Origin of the sequence: Allobaculum stercoricanis DSM 13633, from assembly GCF_000384195.1 — a bacterium.
Taxonomy (GTDB): Bacteria; Bacillota_I; Bacilli_A; order Erysipelotrichales; family Erysipelotrichaceae; genus Allobaculum; species Allobaculum stercoricanis.
In genome coordinates this window covers 1,801,006-1,817,002 of record NZ_KB913034.1, presented here as the reverse complement: position 1 = coordinate 1,817,002, position 15,997 = coordinate 1,801,006, and the positions used below count along the sequence as shown (strand labels likewise).

Annotated in this window: 17 protein-coding genes; 15 read left to right on the top strand and 2 right to left on the bottom strand. The window is 36.8% G+C overall.

Annotation, left to right across the window (positions count from 1 at the left end; translation table 11 throughout):
• Window positions 1–245 precede the first annotated feature (245 nt).
• Both ALLST_RS0108450 and ALLST_RS0108445 read right to left on the bottom strand, forming a co-directional pair.
• On the bottom strand, window positions 246–1,271 hold the full coding sequence (locus tag ALLST_RS0108450; RefSeq protein WP_019893740.1) for an IS3 family transposase: 1,026 nt from the start codon (window positions 1,269–1,271) through the stop codon (window positions 246–248).
• Window positions 1,271–1,972, bottom strand: coding sequence for a transposase (locus ALLST_RS0108445; protein WP_019893739.1), 702 nt, complete (start codon window positions 1,970–1,972; stop codon window positions 1,271–1,273). The genes ALLST_RS0108450 and ALLST_RS0108445 overlap by 1 nt, the downstream gene beginning before the upstream one ends.
• A 230-nt stretch (window positions 1,973–2,202) precedes the next feature.
• On the opposite strand from ALLST_RS0108445, the gene ALLST_RS0108440 reads away from it, so the two are divergent.
• The 15 genes from ALLST_RS0108440 to ALLST_RS0108370 all read left to right on the top strand — a co-directional run bounded on the left by ALLST_RS0108440 (window position 2,203) and on the right by ALLST_RS0108370 (window position 15,173).
• Entirely contained in the window at window positions 2,203–2,976 is a 774-nt protein-coding gene (locus tag ALLST_RS0108440; protein WP_019893738.1) for a TPM domain-containing protein, read from the top strand.
• The gene (locus tag ALLST_RS0108435; protein ID WP_019893737.1) at window positions 2,976–4,070 is read left to right on the top strand and encodes a TFIIB-type zinc ribbon-containing protein; all 1,095 of its coding nucleotides are present in this window, start codon (window positions 2,976–2,978) and stop codon (window positions 4,068–4,070) included. The genes ALLST_RS0108440 and ALLST_RS0108435 overlap by 1 nt, the downstream gene beginning before the upstream one ends.
• 135 nt (window positions 4,071–4,205) lie before the next feature.
• A complete protein-coding gene (locus ALLST_RS0108430; protein ID WP_019893736.1) occupies window positions 4,206–5,630 on the top strand; it encodes a replication-associated recombination protein A in 1,425 nt (474 codons plus the stop codon).
• Window positions 5,631–5,749: 119 nt separating this feature from the next.
• Complete coding sequence (tsaE, locus tag ALLST_RS0108425; RefSeq protein WP_019893735.1) at window positions 5,750–6,199, top strand: tRNA (adenosine(37)-N6)-threonylcarbamoyltransferase complex ATPase subunit type 1 TsaE; 450 nt, start codon at window positions 5,750–5,752, stop codon at window positions 6,197–6,199.
• Window positions 6,200–6,201: 2 nt separating this feature from the next.
• Window positions 6,202–6,798, top strand: coding sequence for a tRNA (adenosine(37)-N6)-threonylcarbamoyltransferase complex dimerization subunit type 1 TsaB (tsaB, locus tag ALLST_RS0108420; protein ID WP_026472861.1), 597 nt, complete (start codon window positions 6,202–6,204; stop codon window positions 6,796–6,798).
• Window positions 6,795–7,232, top strand: coding sequence for a ribosomal protein S18-alanine N-acetyltransferase (rimI, locus tag ALLST_RS0108415; protein ID WP_019893733.1), 438 nt, complete (start codon window positions 6,795–6,797; stop codon window positions 7,230–7,232). Before tsaB ends, rimI begins: the two co-directional genes overlap by 4 nt.
• 51 nt (window positions 7,233–7,283) lie before the next feature.
• Window positions 7,284–8,285 carry a tRNA (adenosine(37)-N6)-threonylcarbamoyltransferase complex transferase subunit TsaD gene (tsaD, locus tag ALLST_RS0108410; protein WP_019893732.1) on the top strand — a complete coding sequence of 334 codons (1,002 nt, stop codon included), beginning with the start codon at window positions 7,284–7,286 and terminating at the stop codon, window positions 8,283–8,285.
• Window positions 8,282–8,833 carry a GNAT family N-acetyltransferase gene (locus ALLST_RS10580; protein ID WP_019893731.1) on the top strand — a complete coding sequence of 184 codons (552 nt, stop codon included), beginning with the start codon at window positions 8,282–8,284 and terminating at the stop codon, window positions 8,831–8,833. Before tsaD ends, ALLST_RS10580 begins: the two co-directional genes overlap by 4 nt.
• Before the next feature lie 158 nt (window positions 8,834–8,991).
• The gene (gene guaA, locus ALLST_RS0108400; protein WP_019893729.1) at window positions 8,992–10,533 is read left to right on the top strand and encodes a glutamine-hydrolyzing GMP synthase; all 1,542 of its coding nucleotides are present in this window, start codon (window positions 8,992–8,994) and stop codon (window positions 10,531–10,533) included.
• A 177-nt stretch (window positions 10,534–10,710) separates the two neighbouring features.
• The gene (locus ALLST_RS0108395; RefSeq protein ID WP_026472860.1) at window positions 10,711–11,289 is read left to right on the top strand and encodes a type IV toxin-antitoxin system AbiEi family antitoxin domain-containing protein; all 579 of its coding nucleotides are present in this window, start codon (window positions 10,711–10,713) and stop codon (window positions 11,287–11,289) included.
• The gene (locus ALLST_RS0108390; RefSeq protein ID WP_019893726.1) at window positions 11,289–12,137 is read left to right on the top strand and encodes a nucleotidyl transferase AbiEii/AbiGii toxin family protein; all 849 of its coding nucleotides are present in this window, start codon (window positions 11,289–11,291) and stop codon (window positions 12,135–12,137) included. Before ALLST_RS0108395 ends, ALLST_RS0108390 begins: the two co-directional genes overlap by 1 nt.
• A gap of 265 nt (window positions 12,138–12,402) precedes the next feature.
• Complete coding sequence (gene guaA, locus ALLST_RS0108385) at window positions 12,403–13,710, top strand: glutamine-hydrolyzing GMP synthase (protein WP_019893725.1); 1,308 nt, start codon at window positions 12,403–12,405, stop codon at window positions 13,708–13,710.
• A gap of 81 nt (window positions 13,711–13,791) precedes the next feature.
• Window positions 13,792–14,019 (top strand): type II toxin-antitoxin system HicB family antitoxin, encoded by a 228-nt coding sequence (locus ALLST_RS10850; protein WP_245553769.1) that lies wholly within the window; start codon window positions 13,792–13,794, stop codon window positions 14,017–14,019.
• A 502-nt stretch (window positions 14,020–14,521) separates the two neighbouring features.
• Window positions 14,522–14,875, top strand: a complete 354-nt coding sequence (locus tag ALLST_RS0108375; RefSeq protein ID WP_019893724.1) for a type II toxin-antitoxin system RelE/ParE family toxin — start codon at window positions 14,522–14,524, stop codon at window positions 14,873–14,875.
• Complete coding sequence (locus ALLST_RS0108370; protein ID WP_019893723.1) at window positions 14,868–15,173, top strand: type II toxin-antitoxin system RelB family anti-toxin; 306 nt, start codon at window positions 14,868–14,870, stop codon at window positions 15,171–15,173. Before ALLST_RS0108375 ends, ALLST_RS0108370 begins: the two co-directional genes overlap by 8 nt.
• The last annotated feature ends 824 nt before the right edge of the window (window positions 15,174–15,997 follow it).

Below are 15,997 nucleotides of genomic sequence, written 5' to 3'. Positions count from 1 at the left end.
CATTTGACGCTTACCTCGCAACGAAACAATCTCACGGGTTCCGGTACCTGACAAGGAGAAAAGCGTAGCGTGCCTTGGCAGGTACCGGGTTCTGTGAGAGGCTATAGTGCGAGTAGGCTTACGGAAGGAATCCACTTCTAGAGCAGAGCGAGCCGCGCTCCAGCCGCGTAGGCTGGTCCCACCGAAGGTGATTTAAATCACTCCACCTTTTTCAATATTTAATTATCGCTTTTCTAAGTGGCTCATTATGCGTTTTGACTCTTTTTATTTTCAATCTTTGCCCAGAACTGCTTAATACGATTATTCTGTTTGATCGGATATTGTCGAATCATCCCTGATATCGCTTCTTTTCTGATTTGACCCGATGTTTTTCCCTCAAACCGTGCTTGCGGATACTTATCTATATAAAACTGATATGTCATCTCCAAAGCTTCTTTCATTTCGGATACACTGCGCACGTTGGGGTGTAATACCCTACACATATCTTTAATATGTCCTTGAAAACCTTCCATTGGCCCATTATCAATGCAGCGGGACACGCGGGACATTGAACTCGTAATTCCACGTTTCTTCAAATCTTCCTGAAATGCAGCTCTTGTGTAGAATACTCCTCGATCGGAATGAAAAATTTTGCATCCTTCAGGATATTTCATAAAAGCTTTTTCCATCATCTCTGAAACCATCTGGCTATCGTTATTTACACTGAAACTCCACGCAATAGGATATCGGTCGTATAGATCTAAGATTGTACTGATGTAAACTTTTTTTGATGTTCCAGGTACTTTGATTTCTGTCACATCTGTGCACCACACCTGGTTTGGATAATCTGTTTGAAACTTACGATTCAATACGTTTTCAGCAGTTTGATCAGGATTAGATCTTCTCCTTGATCTTCTCCATTGGTATCTTGCTTTTCTTCTGTAACTACTAGGAAGATTATTTAGACGCAAAAGTCTGCGAACTCGTTTTGAGTTTACTTTAATTCCATATTCGTTCTTCAAATACAAAGTCATTTCTCTATATCCAAAAAGCCCATTATTCTCTCTATGTATAGTGCGGATTGTTTCAAGCAACTTGGTGTTCTCCAGTTCTCTAGCTGAAGTTTTTCGGTTACACCAGGCATAATATGATCCTCTACTGATTTCTAGAACTTGACACATCCATTTGATGCTCCATCTGTTTTCTTCATGGCATTCTTTAATCACTTCATATTTGCGAATGCGTAGTTTCTGTTGTTCTGCTATGCGCTGCCATTTTGGCAATCTTCCCATCACCACCTTCCTTTCAGATTCAATTTTTTTAACAGTTCAGCCTGCCTTCTAAGCATTTCATTTTCTTTCTTGAGCTGTTCATTTTCCTTTAACAGCAGTTCTTTACTACTCAAAAGTTCCTGTGATTTTCTCTTGCCACGGTTATCTTCAAGCGCCTCAATACCTTTGTTTTCTGCTTTAGAGCACCAAGAATAAATCTGCTGATAAGAACATCCGTATTTATCCGCAGTTTCGTGATAATTACGGTCATGGTCAATACACCATTTAATCGCTTCCTCTTTCTGCGCTAGCGAAAATTTCTTAGCTTTCCTTCTTTTTAGTGTTTTTTGTTCGACTTCATTGCGTTTCATGTTGGTTTCCTCCGTCTGCAAACCAATATTATGCGCTAATACCCAATTCCGGAGAACACTTTCAGATGAAATTCCATATTTAGTGGCAATCTTTAGATAAGATGCCTCATTACTTAAATAATCTTGAACAGCCATTTGTTTAAGATCATCCGAATAGTTTGATTTAGTAGAAACAGATTCTAAAGCAGATGATCCACTTCGAAGATACTTAGTCACCCATGTTCTAAGCATTTTTAAATCATTTTTAGAAAGTCCATTCTCTTTAATGATCTGTGAATAAGGTAAACCATCGATATGATCTTGAACGCATTTCATTTTAAATTCTTGAGAATATATTGATTTTCTTCCCATAAGAAAAGCCCCCTATCAATGAACATGATTTTTTGTATTTATCGTGTTCAATAGATTGGGAGCTTATCAGAAAGACAAAAAGAGTTTTTTTAGATGAAGAACACGCCCTTATTTTTAAAAATAACAAAAGAGAAAAATTACATTTTTCTAAACTTCATAAAATTAAAATAGGTTTTGCTTATAATGGAAACAGAAAGTTGCGAAGATTCAAATCGCAAAGATAACGAAGTATGAAAAGATTTTTAACCCTTATTTTTTCGATGATGCTCATGGTCTTATTTGTGGGGCCAATGCCAATCCAAGCGGCAACCTCCCATGTGATCGATGATGCAGACTTATTAACAAGCGAAGAAGAAAGAGAATTGGATCAAAAAGCAAATCAAATTGCGCAAGATTATGACATCAATGTTTTGATGTTGACGACCTACTATGTCGGCGATTCGGATGTATATGCCAGAGACTATATTGAAAGTTATGGCGAACAAAATTTTGCCGATGGCTATATTGGCTATTGCATCGATATGTCCGACCGCTCGTATTGGGTAGATGGTTATGGACCGGAAACTTTAAAGTATTTTGATCAATCAGATACAGATGATATTAGTTCCGCTGTCGAGGATGATTTAGCGGATGAGGAATTTGGCGAATCGATGGATACTTTTTTAAATCGTGTAGATCGTCATCTCGCAAAAGCGACTAAAAAATATGGATTTTTTACCAATATCATACTCAACAAGGGACTCTATATGGGGATGTCCATCTTTGGCATTGTCTTTGCTGTTTTAATTGCGGCAATGATGACTTATTCAAAAATGCATCTTCATCAAGATAAGAAAGAGAAAACTACAGCGGATGATTATTGTGATCCCGTTCAATTAGAAGCAAAAGATGAGCAACTCATCCGGACGTATCAAACTCGTGTGCCCGTTCCTAAAGCTGATACAAGTAGTAGCTCTAGTGGAGGTGGCGGAGGCGGCCACGTGGGAAGTGGAGGTCATTTCTAATGGAATATAAATGTAAAGTCTGTGGTGGTGAACTTCGCTTTGAACCAGAACTAGGCAAACTGCGCTGTCCATTTTGTGGAACAGAATATGAAATGGATGAATACGCCGATCACGCCAATCTTCATGATCATGACCATGATGCAGATCAAGGACGTAAGGCAAAAGATGCAGGGTTTGCGCAAGCGACGGATGATTCAACGGACATTCAAGAGGATTTAGTCGTTTTCTCTTGTCCGCATTGTGGAGCGGAATTAGTGACGGATAAAGATGCAATCGCTTCAAAATGTGTATTTTGCCAAACACCAATGGTGATTGACCAACAAGCAAGTGGGAAATTTAAACCGCAAATGGTGATCCCTTTTGAAGTGGATAAAAAACAAATCGAGGATCTTTACGAGCAATATATCCAAACAAAACCGTTCTATCCACCAGAATATTCCAAGGCAAATGTGATCGAAAAGATCAAAGGCATTTACTTACCGTTCTGGATGTTTGATTTAAATCTTTCAGGATTTATTCAAGCGCAAGGGGAACGTACAATGACGCATACAATCGGAGATTGGATCGTTACCGATCACTTTGTTTACCAAATTGATCGCAAAGGCAAACAAGCATTTGATCGAATTCCGGTGATCGCTTCTTCCAAAACGCCAAAGGATGCGATGGATGCGCTTGAACCATTCGATTATTCAAAAATGGTGCAGTACAATCCCGGATATTTACCCGGCTTTTTAGCCCAACGTTATGATTTAGATGAACGAAAGACATTTGAAGTCTCAAATGAACGAGCCCAAGTGACGTATCAACAATCGATGACGGATACGATGGCTGGATATGAAATGTTGCAAATCACGAATGCACAAATTAAACCAGTCTTACAAGGGGCAAACTATACGTTATGTCCGGTTTACTTGTTATTTATGGATTATGACCATGATGAAGATAAGCTGATCGCCATTAATGGTCAAACGGGTAAAATCGTCGGCAATATTCCCATCGACAAGAAAAAACGCAACCGCTATTTCATTACGCGCTCGCTATTGGCTTGTGTGGTGATTGAAGCATTGATTTTTGCGGGATTTATGCTGTTATAAAGAAAAAATAGAACAAGCCGTGAGTAGGGAAGAAACCGAAAAACGGCTTTTTTTACGCTTAAAAATGACTTGAGCGATTTGCAGATCAACAAGGGTAAGCATCCTTTTTTAAATTGCCGTATAATGGAAAGAAATATGAAACAGACTTCTTTATTCGATTCTTTTGATGAGAATCTATCACAGCCAAATCAACAAAAACTTGACGAGATTGAGGAAAGATCTACCCTTTTGCGTCCACTAGCCGATCGTATGCGCCCATCTTGTTTGGAAGAATATTTTGGTCAACAACACTTGATTGCGCCAGGATCTTTATTGTGGAATATGATCGAAAAAGATATTGTGCCCTCCATGATTTTCTGGGGCCCACCTGGCGTAGGCAAAACGACACTAGCCAGTATCATTGCGGCGCAAACGAAAAGTCATTTCATCAATTTTTCGGCTGTCCAATCAGGCATCAAAGAGATTAAATCCGTGATGTCCGAGGCCGAAATGATGCGCAAATCGGGGGAGCGGACGATTGTGTTTATCGATGAAATTCATCGCTTCAATAAAATGCAACAAGATGCTTTTTTACCTTATGTCGAAAAAGGAAGCATCGTCCTTATTGGCGCAACTACGGAAAATCCTAGCTTTGAGGTGAACTCGGCCTTGCTTTCTAGATGTCGCGTTTGCGTATTAAAACCGTTGCAGATCGAAGATATCGAAGCTCTATTGAAAAAAGCGATTGAATCGCCAAAAGGGTTTGCTCATAAAACGATTCAGATCAGTGAACAGCAACTGTATGCGATTGCTCAATATGCCCATGGTGATGCAAGATTGGCCCTCAATACATTAGAAATGATCATTTTGAATTCTATCGAAGATGTCAAGGGAATTCATGTCGACGATCAAATGATCAAACAAGTTTTAGGAAAACGAACATTGCTTTACGATAAAAAGGGAGATGCTCATTTTGATCTGATCTCCGCTTTACATAAATCAATGCGCAATAGTGATGTGAATGCTTGTATCTATTGGCTAACAAGAATTTTAGAAGGGGGCGAAGACCCTCTTTATGTCGCAAGGCGTTTAGTGCGCATGGCCAGTGAAGATGTGGGAATGGCCGATTCACGCGCTTTAGAAATTTGTGTGGCGGCTTATCAAGCGTGCACTTATTTAGGAATGCCAGAATGCAGCGTCCATTTAGTTCATGCCGTCACGTATCTTGCGCTAGCGCCTAAAAGTAATGCATTAGAAACAGCTTATTTTGCGGCATTAGAAGATGTGCGAGATACATTTGAAGAACCAGTGCCACTACAGATTTGCAATGCACCGACAAAAGTGATGGAGGATCTTGGCTATAACCAAGGTTATGAATATTCGCACGATTATGTATACAGCATGACGGATATGGATTGTTTACCATCTAAATTAATTGGACATAGCTATTATCATCCGGGCGATCAAGGCAGTGAAGCGAAGGTCGCTAGACGCATGCAACAAATCCAAGCGATTAAAGCACAACTGCGCCAAGATCGTTTACAAGGAAAAGCACCACAGAAAAAAGAAAATTTGCATTAATAAGAAATATGCGAAAGCGCTTGAAGCGTGCTTTTATCATTACTCATCAACAAATTTAAGATTTAACTTTAAAATAAAAAGATCAATATTCACATGAAGAAGAGAAAGGAATTAAACACATGAAACTGATTTTAAATTCCCTTTCAGATACAGAAGCTTTTGCCCAAAAAATGGCGGATCGTTTAAAAGGTAAAACGATGACGATCACGCTCGATGGCGATCTAGGGGCCGGAAAAACAGCCTGGACACGCTTTTTTGGCAAAGCGTTAGGGGTTAAACGAACAATTAATTCACCAACGTTTACAATTATGAAATCATACCGCACACAAGATGGCAGCATGCTTTACCACATGGACGCTTATCGTCTAGAAGATGGCAACCAAGATCTTGGTTTTGAAGAATGCTTTGAAGAAGGATTGTGTGTTGTGGAATGGTCAAATTACATTGCCCAACAAATCCCAGCGGATCACATTGCGATCTCAATTCGCGAAACTGGTGAGACTTCACGAGAAGTGATCATGGAAGCAACCGGTAAAAATGCACAAGCTGTGTTGGAAGGATGGGAATAAACGTGAAAAGTTTGTTTATGGATACGGCGTGGAAAAACTTGATTTTGGTTTTATGCCAAGATGGTCAAGTTGTAGCAAGCGTCGTCAAAGAAGCGTTTAAAAAACAAAGTGAAACGATGTTTGTAGAACTACAAACATTATTGGATCAAGTCGGCTGGACATTAGCTGATATTCAAGAAGTTGTGATTACCGATGGTCCAGGTTCTTATACTGGACTTCGCCTAGCGATGACAACCGCCAAATTATTAGGAACACAAGCCGATGTGACAGTCAAAACAATTTCAACATTACAACTGTATGCCGGCGTTGTACCACAAGCAAATGTCATTTTAGATGCAAGAGGTGGCCGTGCTTATGTCGGACATATTGAAGCGGGAAACACAACTTGGATGGGAATTTTACCAATTGAAGAAGTAACAAGCTTCTTGGATGAACATCCAGGTCAATTATATGGCGAAGGAGAATTGGTAGATCAAGTAGCAAAGGCAAGCAATTTTGTGCAAAACGTTGCCGATTTATTGCCACTTGCCCAAGCTGTAGAAAACGTTCATGCTCTCGTTCCGGCGTATATGAAAGAAAACGATAGCTATAAAGTATGATTCGAACGATGCGATTAGAGGATCTCGAACAAGTTGAAGCATTGGAACAACAATGTTTTAGTGATCCTTGGACTTTAGATTCTTTACGTTATGAATTAGAAGGAAATCCTTTTTCAACGCCATATGTTTTCATCGATGATCAAGATCAAACGATGATTGGCTATGCGCATTTATGGATTACCTTTGAACAAGCCCAATTGGCGAATATTGCGATTGCTCCACAATATCGCAAACAAAATAAAGGTTCTATCTTATTAAAGCATTTAATCGAGATCGCTCGCGCCCAAGAGTGTGAAACGATGACACTTGAAGTGCGTAAGTCCAATCAAGCAGCAATTGCTTTATATGAAAAATTTGGTTTTAGCCCGATCAATGTAGTCAAACGCTATTATTCGGATGGCGAAGATGCAATTTTGATGGGGATAGGCTTTTAAATAGAAATCAATATCGTGCAAAAACGATAGGTAAAAGAAATAGGTGAAGAAATGATAGTATTTGCGATTGAAAGTAGTTGTGATGAAACAGCTGCTGCCGTAGTCAAAGATCAAACAGAAGTTTTATCGAGCATCGTCTCTTCCCAGATTGATACGCACACTCAATTTGGAGGTGTTGTACCGGAAGTGGCTAGCCGTCTACATGTTGAAAATGTGTCGGTTGTCATTGATCAGGCCATTCGTCAATCGGGACTGACATGGGATGATATCGATTTGATCTCCGTGACGCAAGGACCAGGATTGATCGGTTGTCTTCATGTTGGCGTGCAAGCCGCGAAAACATTGTCGATGCTTTACAATATTCCACTCGTAGGTGTAAACCACTTGGCCGGACATATCTATGCCAATAAACTCGACACAACATTACAATTTCCACTTTTAGCTTTATTAGTATCTGGAGGAAACTCCGAACTGATCTATATGAAAGATGAAAATAGCTTTGATGTTTTAGGGGAAACACAAGATGATGCGATTGGAGAAGCATATGACAAAGTTGCTCGTGTTTTAAACCTTGGTTATCCAGGAGGACCTAAAATTGATAAACTCGCCAAACTGGGAAAACCTATTTATAAACTTCCTCAGCCAAAAGCCCAAGGAGAATATGATTTCTCGTTCTCGGGTTTGAAGTCGGGTGTTTTACAGTTTGTTAAACGCATGGAAAGACAAAATGAAACGTGGACGATGGAAGATTTAGCCGCTTCTTTCCAAGAAACAGCATTAGAAGAAATCTTCTCAAAAGTACGTAAAGCGATCAAAAATCATCCGGAAGTTAAACAAATGATCGTCGGCGGGGGCGTATCTGCCAACAGCAGACTGCGCGAAAAAGTCCAAGAACTTGCCGCTCAACATCCAGATATGGATTTCAACGTGCCACCGATGAAATGTTGTACGGACAATGCGACGATGATTGCGATTGCCGGGGAAATTGCATGGAACAATGGTCGCCGATCTGACTTGTCTTTAGGGGCAGATGCAGGAATGGAAATACAATGACGGTTCGATTTTTAAAACCAGAAGATTTAGACGCAGTTTATGCGATCTTTTGTTATTATATTGAGCATTCTGTAGCGAATTTTTCATGGACATGTCCTGACTATGAAGAGTTTTGTGCCAAACAAATTGCGATGGCAAAGTCTTATCCATATTTAGTTGCTGAATATGAAGGCAAAATTATCGGATTTGGTTATGCCCATAAGTTTTTAGCAAGAGATGCATATCAATATGATGCAGAATTGACGATTTATTTTGCCCAAGGAAATCATTACGGCTTAACGCATGTTTTATATGAAAAGCTCGAGGCGATTTTAAAGGAAATGGGTATTTGTCGATTGATTAGTTGTACAACCGCAACCAATCAAGAAAGTCTTGCTTATCAAGCCAAACATGGTTTTGAAGAATTCGGTTTATTAAAAAATGCAGGATTTAAACATGACGCTTTTCATGATGTGGCGTGGTTAGTCAAAGTGATTAACCCAACGACAACACCATGGCGAAAAACGTTTGCTGAAGTTAGAAAAAACTTTGAAACAAACGTTGATTAGTTTGATAAGAAAGAAGAATTTATTGAGAATTTCAATCATCCTTACTTGTTTTAAACGAAAAGTCGTTTATCCAAAGTGATACTTTTCAAAAAAACGCAAGGCATGATGAAATAAAAAATCATCGAAAGATGAGAGTAGAAAGATGAGAGAGGTAATAGATGCCAGATAAAATTGTTGTCTTGGATTTTGGTTCTCAGTACAACCAGCTGATTGCCAGACGAATTCGTGAATTCGGTGTATACTCCGAACTTCACCCAAATACGATGACCCTTGAAGAAATCAAAGCTCTTGGCGATGTCAAAGGGATTGTTTTCTCTGGTGGTCCAAATTCTGTTTATGCTGAAAATGCACCACATTGCGACCCTGCAATTTATGAATCCGGAATTCCAGTATTAGGGATTTGTTACGGAATGCAGATGATGATGCATAACCTTGGCGGGAAAGTTGTATCCAGTAACTATAAAGAATACGGACGTACAGAAATTGAAGTAAAAACAGATAACTTGTTATTTAACGATCTTCCAGAAAAACAAACTGTATGGATGTCCCATGGAGACCTTGTTAGTGAACTTGCTCCAGGTTTTGAATTCATCGCCAAAAGTGAAACTTGCCCATTTGCGGTAGTTCAAAACGTGGAAAAGAACTTATATGCATTACAGTTCCACCCAGAAGTACGTCACTCCGAATATGGAAATGATGTATTGAAAAACTTCGTCTTCAAAGTATGCAAAGCCGAAGCAAACTGGACAATGCATGACTTCATCGAAACACAAAAACAAAAAATCAAAGAACAAGTTGGTAAAGATAAAGTATTACTTGGTCTTTCCGGTGGAGTTGACTCCTCTGTCGTTGCTGCACTTTTACATGAAGCAATTGGAGATCAATTAATCGCAATGTTCATTGACCATGGTCTGTTACGTAAAGGCGAAGCTGAATCTGTAATGGAAACATTCGGACGCAATATGAACATCAATTTAGTTAAAATTGATGCGAAAGATCGTTTCATGAAAAAACTAGCAGGAGTTAGTGATCCAGAACAGAAACGTAAAATTATTGGTAACGAATTCGTTTATACATTTGACGAAGAAACAAAGAAAATTGTCAAAGACGGTAACGTAAAATGGCTTGCGCAAGGTACTCTGTACACTGACGTCATTGAATCCGGAACAAATTCCGCACAAACAATTAAATCTCACCATAACGTTGGGGCTTTACCAAAAGATATGGAATTCAAACTGATTGAACCTTTGAATACATTATTCAAAGACGAAGTTCGTGCCCTTGGTGAAGAACTTGGTCTTCCACACGAAATGGTTTGGAGACAACCATTCCCAGGACCAGGTTTAGGAATCCGTGTCATTGGCGATATCACAGACGAAAAATTAGAAATCGTTCGTGAATCCGATGCTATTTTACGTGAAGAAATTGCAAAAGCTGGCTTAGAAGAAGACATCTGGCAATACTTCACTGCATTAACCAATATGCGTTCTGTAGGGGTTATGGGTGACCAGAGAACATATGACTATGCCGTAGCCATTCGTGCGGTAACATCAATCGACGGAATGACAGCTGACTGGGCTAAAATTCCATTTGATGTATTAGGACGTGTTTCTGATCGTATCATCAACGAAGTATCTCACGTAAACCGCGTACTTTACGACATTACTTCTAAACCCCCAGGAACAATTGAGTTCGAATAATTCAATAAACATCAAAAGTCCTTTATATAAGGACTTTTTTTATATGCTGTTTTTGACCGTGAGTACAAAATGAACACATAAATTATTGGATATGAATAATTAAATAAATTGAAGTCGATTTACATTTTTACTAATATAAAGTATAATATTAGCAAGAATGTAAAAGGCGGTGAGAGTATGGAAGGAGTAATGGATTCTAAAAAAAATGAGGTTTTGAATGTTAAAAAATTAAAGAATGCGAATGTATCGAGACAGTCTATTTATAATTTTATAAAAAGGAATTGTATGGAAAAAGTTGGCCCAGGTATTTATATTTCAAAAGATGTGTTGGAAGATGAAGCTTATGTTTTGTCACAGCGTTGCCCAAAAGGAGTTATTTCTCATGATGATGCCTTATATTATTATGGTCTGATTGATCGAGAACCTTTTGTGCATTGCATTACAATTTATAGTGGATATAACCCTTCTGCTTTAACAAACTCTGGTTATAAGGTTTATACAGTTAAAAAGGAACTTTTAGATTTAGGAAAGACTACAATCACAAATCGATTTGGCCATGAAATCCCAATGTATGATTTGGAAAGAACAATTTGTGATTTAGTGAGAAGTAGACGTAATTTCGAAATTCAGGATTTTAATATGGCGATTAAAACTTATTTAAAAAGAAGTGATAAGGATCTTAATCGTTTAATGGTGTATGCAAAAGCATTTCGAATTGAAAAGATAATTAGACAATATATGGAGGTTTTATTGTAATGTATCTAACTCCAGCACAAATAAAAGGTAGAATTAAAAATGTTGCCAAACAAAATGGATCGGATCCTATAACTTTGTTACGTATTTATATGATGGAGCGTTTTCTTGAAAGAATAACGTATTCTAAATATAAAGACGATTTCATTGTTAAGGGAGGAATTTTGGTTACTTCTATGATTGGTATATCGATGCGATCGACTATGGATATTGATACAACAATACGTAATTTTGATTTAACCAAAGAAGAAACCACAAGGATTGTAAATGAAATTAAAGATATTTCTCTTGATGATCACATTGAATTTATCTTAAATGATGTATCTGACATCATGGACAATATGGAGTATCCAGGAATAAGAATTCATATGGATGCAAAATTAGAAAATTTAATAGTGCCAATCAAAATAGATATATCAACAGGTGATGTGATTACACCTAGAGAAATAAGATATGAATATCCGTTGTTGTTGGAAGACAAATCAATACAACTGTGGTCATATAATTTAGAGACAATACTTGCAGAAAAAATCCAAACAATTCTTTCTAGAGGATTGTTAAATACACGTATGCGTGATTTTTATGATGTAACGACTTTATTTGATCGTTATAACGGTTCAATAAACTATAATGATTTATCATTGGCATTTGATAAAACATGTAGAAAAAGAGAGACACTTTCTGTATTAGAGCATTATGAAGAAATATTATGCTCAATAAGTGAAGATTCAACATTGCAGAATTTATGGAAGAATTATTGTCGCAAATATAAATATGCGAGTCATATTGAGTTTTCTACAAATTTAGAAATAATAAAACAATTGATGAGTCAAATGTTAGAAATTGAGTGAAACAATATTTTAATTGTATGTATTGTTAGAATGAAATGGTTTGTACTCAATATGTACTCACAGTGACTCCAAAATGAGTATATAATATACATAAATGATTTGGGATATAAAATAATACAGGAAATAATTGTATAAATAACCATATAATGTATATGTTGCATGGATTTAAAAGTACACAAAATTGAATTCGAATAATGAATATAAATTTTAAAATTTTGTTTTTTAATATATTATTTAATGGTAATCATTGGTTGGAGGAAAAACTATGAAGCAAGATATGATTTTAATCTTAGATTTAGGCAATAGTGAGAACACAACATTAGCACGTGCTATCCGTGATTTGGGTGTCTACAGTGAAATCAAAGCACATGATATTACTGCTGATGAATTTAATAAATTAAATAACGTTAAAGGGATTATTATTAACGGCGGCCCATTAAATATCGTTAACGGTGAAGCAATTACGGTTAATGATTTTGTGTATGAATTAGGTTTACCTGTATTGGCTGTTGATTATGCGCAAGCAAAATGTGCAAATACATTAAAAGAATGGCCAAGTGATGAAGCTGAAATGAAAGAAATCATCAAACATTTTATTTTTGATGAATGCCATGCTGAAGCAAACTGGAACATGAAAAACTTTGTTGAAGATCAAGTAGAATTGATCCGTCAACAAGTGGGCGATAAGAAAGTATTATTAGCATTATCTGGTGGTGTTGATAGTAGTGTCGTTGCAGCATTATTAATTAAAGCAATTGGTAAACAATTAGTATGTGTTCACGTAAACCATGGTTTAATGCGTAAAGGTGAATCCGAAAGCGTAGTAGAAGTATTCAAAAACCAATTAGATGCTAACTTAGTTTATGTGGATGCAAGCGAACGCTTCTTATCAAAATTAGAAGGTGTAGCTGATCCAGAAGCAAAACGTAAAATTATTGGTGCGGAATTTATTCGTGTATTCGAAGAAGAAGCACGTAAATTAGAAGGTATTGATTTCTTAGCGCAAGGAACAATTTACCCTGATATTGTTGAATCAGGTACAAAAACTGCCAAAGTTGTAAAATCACACCATAACGTTGGTGGATTACCTGAAGATATGAAGTTTGAATTAGTTGAACCACTTTACTACTTATTTAAAGATGAAGTAAGAGCGTGTGGATTAGAATTAGGTTTACCTCATGATATGGTATTCCGTCAACCATTCCCAGGACCTGGTTTAGGGGTAAGATGTTTAGGTGAAATTACTAAAGATCGTTTGGAAGCAGTACGTGAATCTGACGCGATTCTTCGTGAAGAATTTGCGAATGCTGGATTAGATCAAAAAGTATGGCAATACTTCACAATCGTTCCTAACTTTAAATCTGTTGGTGTTAAAAACAATGCTCGTTGCTTTGAATACCCAGTTATCATTCGTGCCGTGAATACAATTGATGCAATGACTGCTTCAATTGAACCAATTGATTTTGCGATTTTAAATAAAATTACTAACCGAATTTTAAACGAAGTTGAAGGTGTTAACCGCGTATGTTACGACTTAACACCAAAACCATGTGGAACAATTGAGTGGGAATAAGTTAAAATAGTTTTACAAGTCTCGGAAAACCTTATATAAGGCCTTCCGGGGCTTTTTTTTGTGTTTTATAGAGAGTGGAAGATGCATGATATCCTATCGCATGAAAATTGTAGAAGACAAAGAAGAAGACGGATTTGTGGTTTCTTATCCAGAGTTGCCGGCTACATAACTTGCGGTGAAACAATAGAGATCGCGTTAGAAAATGCCTTGGGTGCCAAAAAAGCATGGGATGAAGTAACGTTAGATGAAGGTGTCGAGATACATAAACCAGATAGTTTAGAAAATTATTCTGGGCAGTTTAAATTGTGAATTTCAAAAAATCTGCGTAGATCTCTAGCAGAACATGCTCAAAGAGAGGGAATGAGCATAGATCAGAATTCTCTATATCTTCTTTCTAGAAATGATGAAAAATTTTCTAAGTAAATGTTTATAAAGAAAGTAGCCGCAGTTATACGAGCGGTAACATCTATCATGGAATAACTGATGAATGAGCAAATTTCCTTGGATGTATGAAAAGGTGTTTCTGATTATATTATCGACTGTTGTTAATACGAATGTAAAAACTTAAATAATGGAAACGAAAAATGGACCAGAAAAGGAGATGAGAAAACTACGGATATTGATAACGATTTTTGACATCTATTGGGTGCTTTTAAAGATGGTTTTTAAAATGATTTTAGGAAGTAAGTAAGTTCTTTATATGTTTAGTGTGATCATGATACGAGATACGATTTGGTGAAATGCATAAAGTGATCATAATTTTTTGACAAATATGTCGTATGCAACATACAATTTAGTTAGAGGAAAGGCAATGAGTATATGCATTGAATTTTATAGTAAAGAAAATGGGGATTGCCCAGTAGCAGAGTTTATTTCTAAATTAGATAAGAAAATGACTGCTAGAGTGATCCGTTCGATTGATTTACTTGAACAACATGGTAATGACTTGAGGTCTCCTTATTCAAAAGCTATAAAGGATGGGATTTTTGAATTGAGGACACAGCAAGGTTCAGATATTACACGAGTTTTTTATTTCTTCTTTGTTGGGAACAAAGCGGTCATTACGAATGGATTTGTAAAGAAAACTCAAAAAACACCTCCGAGTGAAATTGCTAGAGCAATCAATTATAAGAAAGACTACGAAAGGAGATATAGACATGGTTAATTATAATGATTATAAGGAACAATTGTTAAAAGATCCTGAACTGAAAGCAGAGTATGATGCACTTGAGCCTGAATATGACATTATCAATGCAATGATCGAGGCAAGAAAAAGTTTAAAAATGACACAAAAGGATCTTTCCGAGGCAACGGGCATTACTCAGGCAGATATCAGCAGAATTGAAAATGGAACGAGAAATCCAAGTATAGAAATGCTGAAACGTTTAGCTGCAGGGATGGGAATGCGATTAAAACTTGAGTTTATTCCTCTTGATCAAAAGGAAAAAGTGTCAATAAGATAATTTTGCGTTTAATGCATAAGTGCAAAATATAAATAGAAGATAATATGAAGGGCCATTTGTGGTCCTATTTTTTTTACTTCGCTGATTCCAATCGGTACTGCATTGCTGCCTAATGTAAACAGGAAGATAAGCCTCACCACTCTTGTAATTAGAAAATATCCAATTTGATAATTATTATGGTTCTAAGTAAAACTGTTTGGGATTTGTCTTTTGAATTAAAAAATCCGAAGGGATGATAAGTTCCCTTTTAGTAGATACTTGAAATAACTCAATCGAGATGTGATAAGCTCCCAATCTATTGAACACGATAAATACAAAAAATCATGTTCATTGAACAACGAACTATCAGGAGAATTCACTAATAAGTGAAAGTACTCATATGAGTTCAGATAGAAATGGTCTATTATAAGTATGATTATTCAAAATTAGAATGGTGATTTAAATCTTTAGTTAAGATCATTGCAGTATTTGATTTTTTTAGAAAACAAAAACTGGATTTTAACTGCTTGAAGTTTGGATTACATTAGAAAATATGACAAAACTATGCAATGTCTACGATTGTGACATTCATGATGTCATTGAGATCGAGATACTATCTATGTTTATTTTGGGCTTTTGTGCGCTTTTCTTTTGGAAGATGCAGATGATGAAATAGAGCAGATGAGTATTTTTGGTTGGTATGAACAAATCAGAAAGAATATGGATCAAATCACAAAAAGCCAAATAATGAAGAGGTATCCAAATATGAGTAAAAAAGCGATTTAAAGTATGAAATCATTTAATGGAGTGAGAACAGAGCAGTTTCATCTATGAGGAATGAGGAG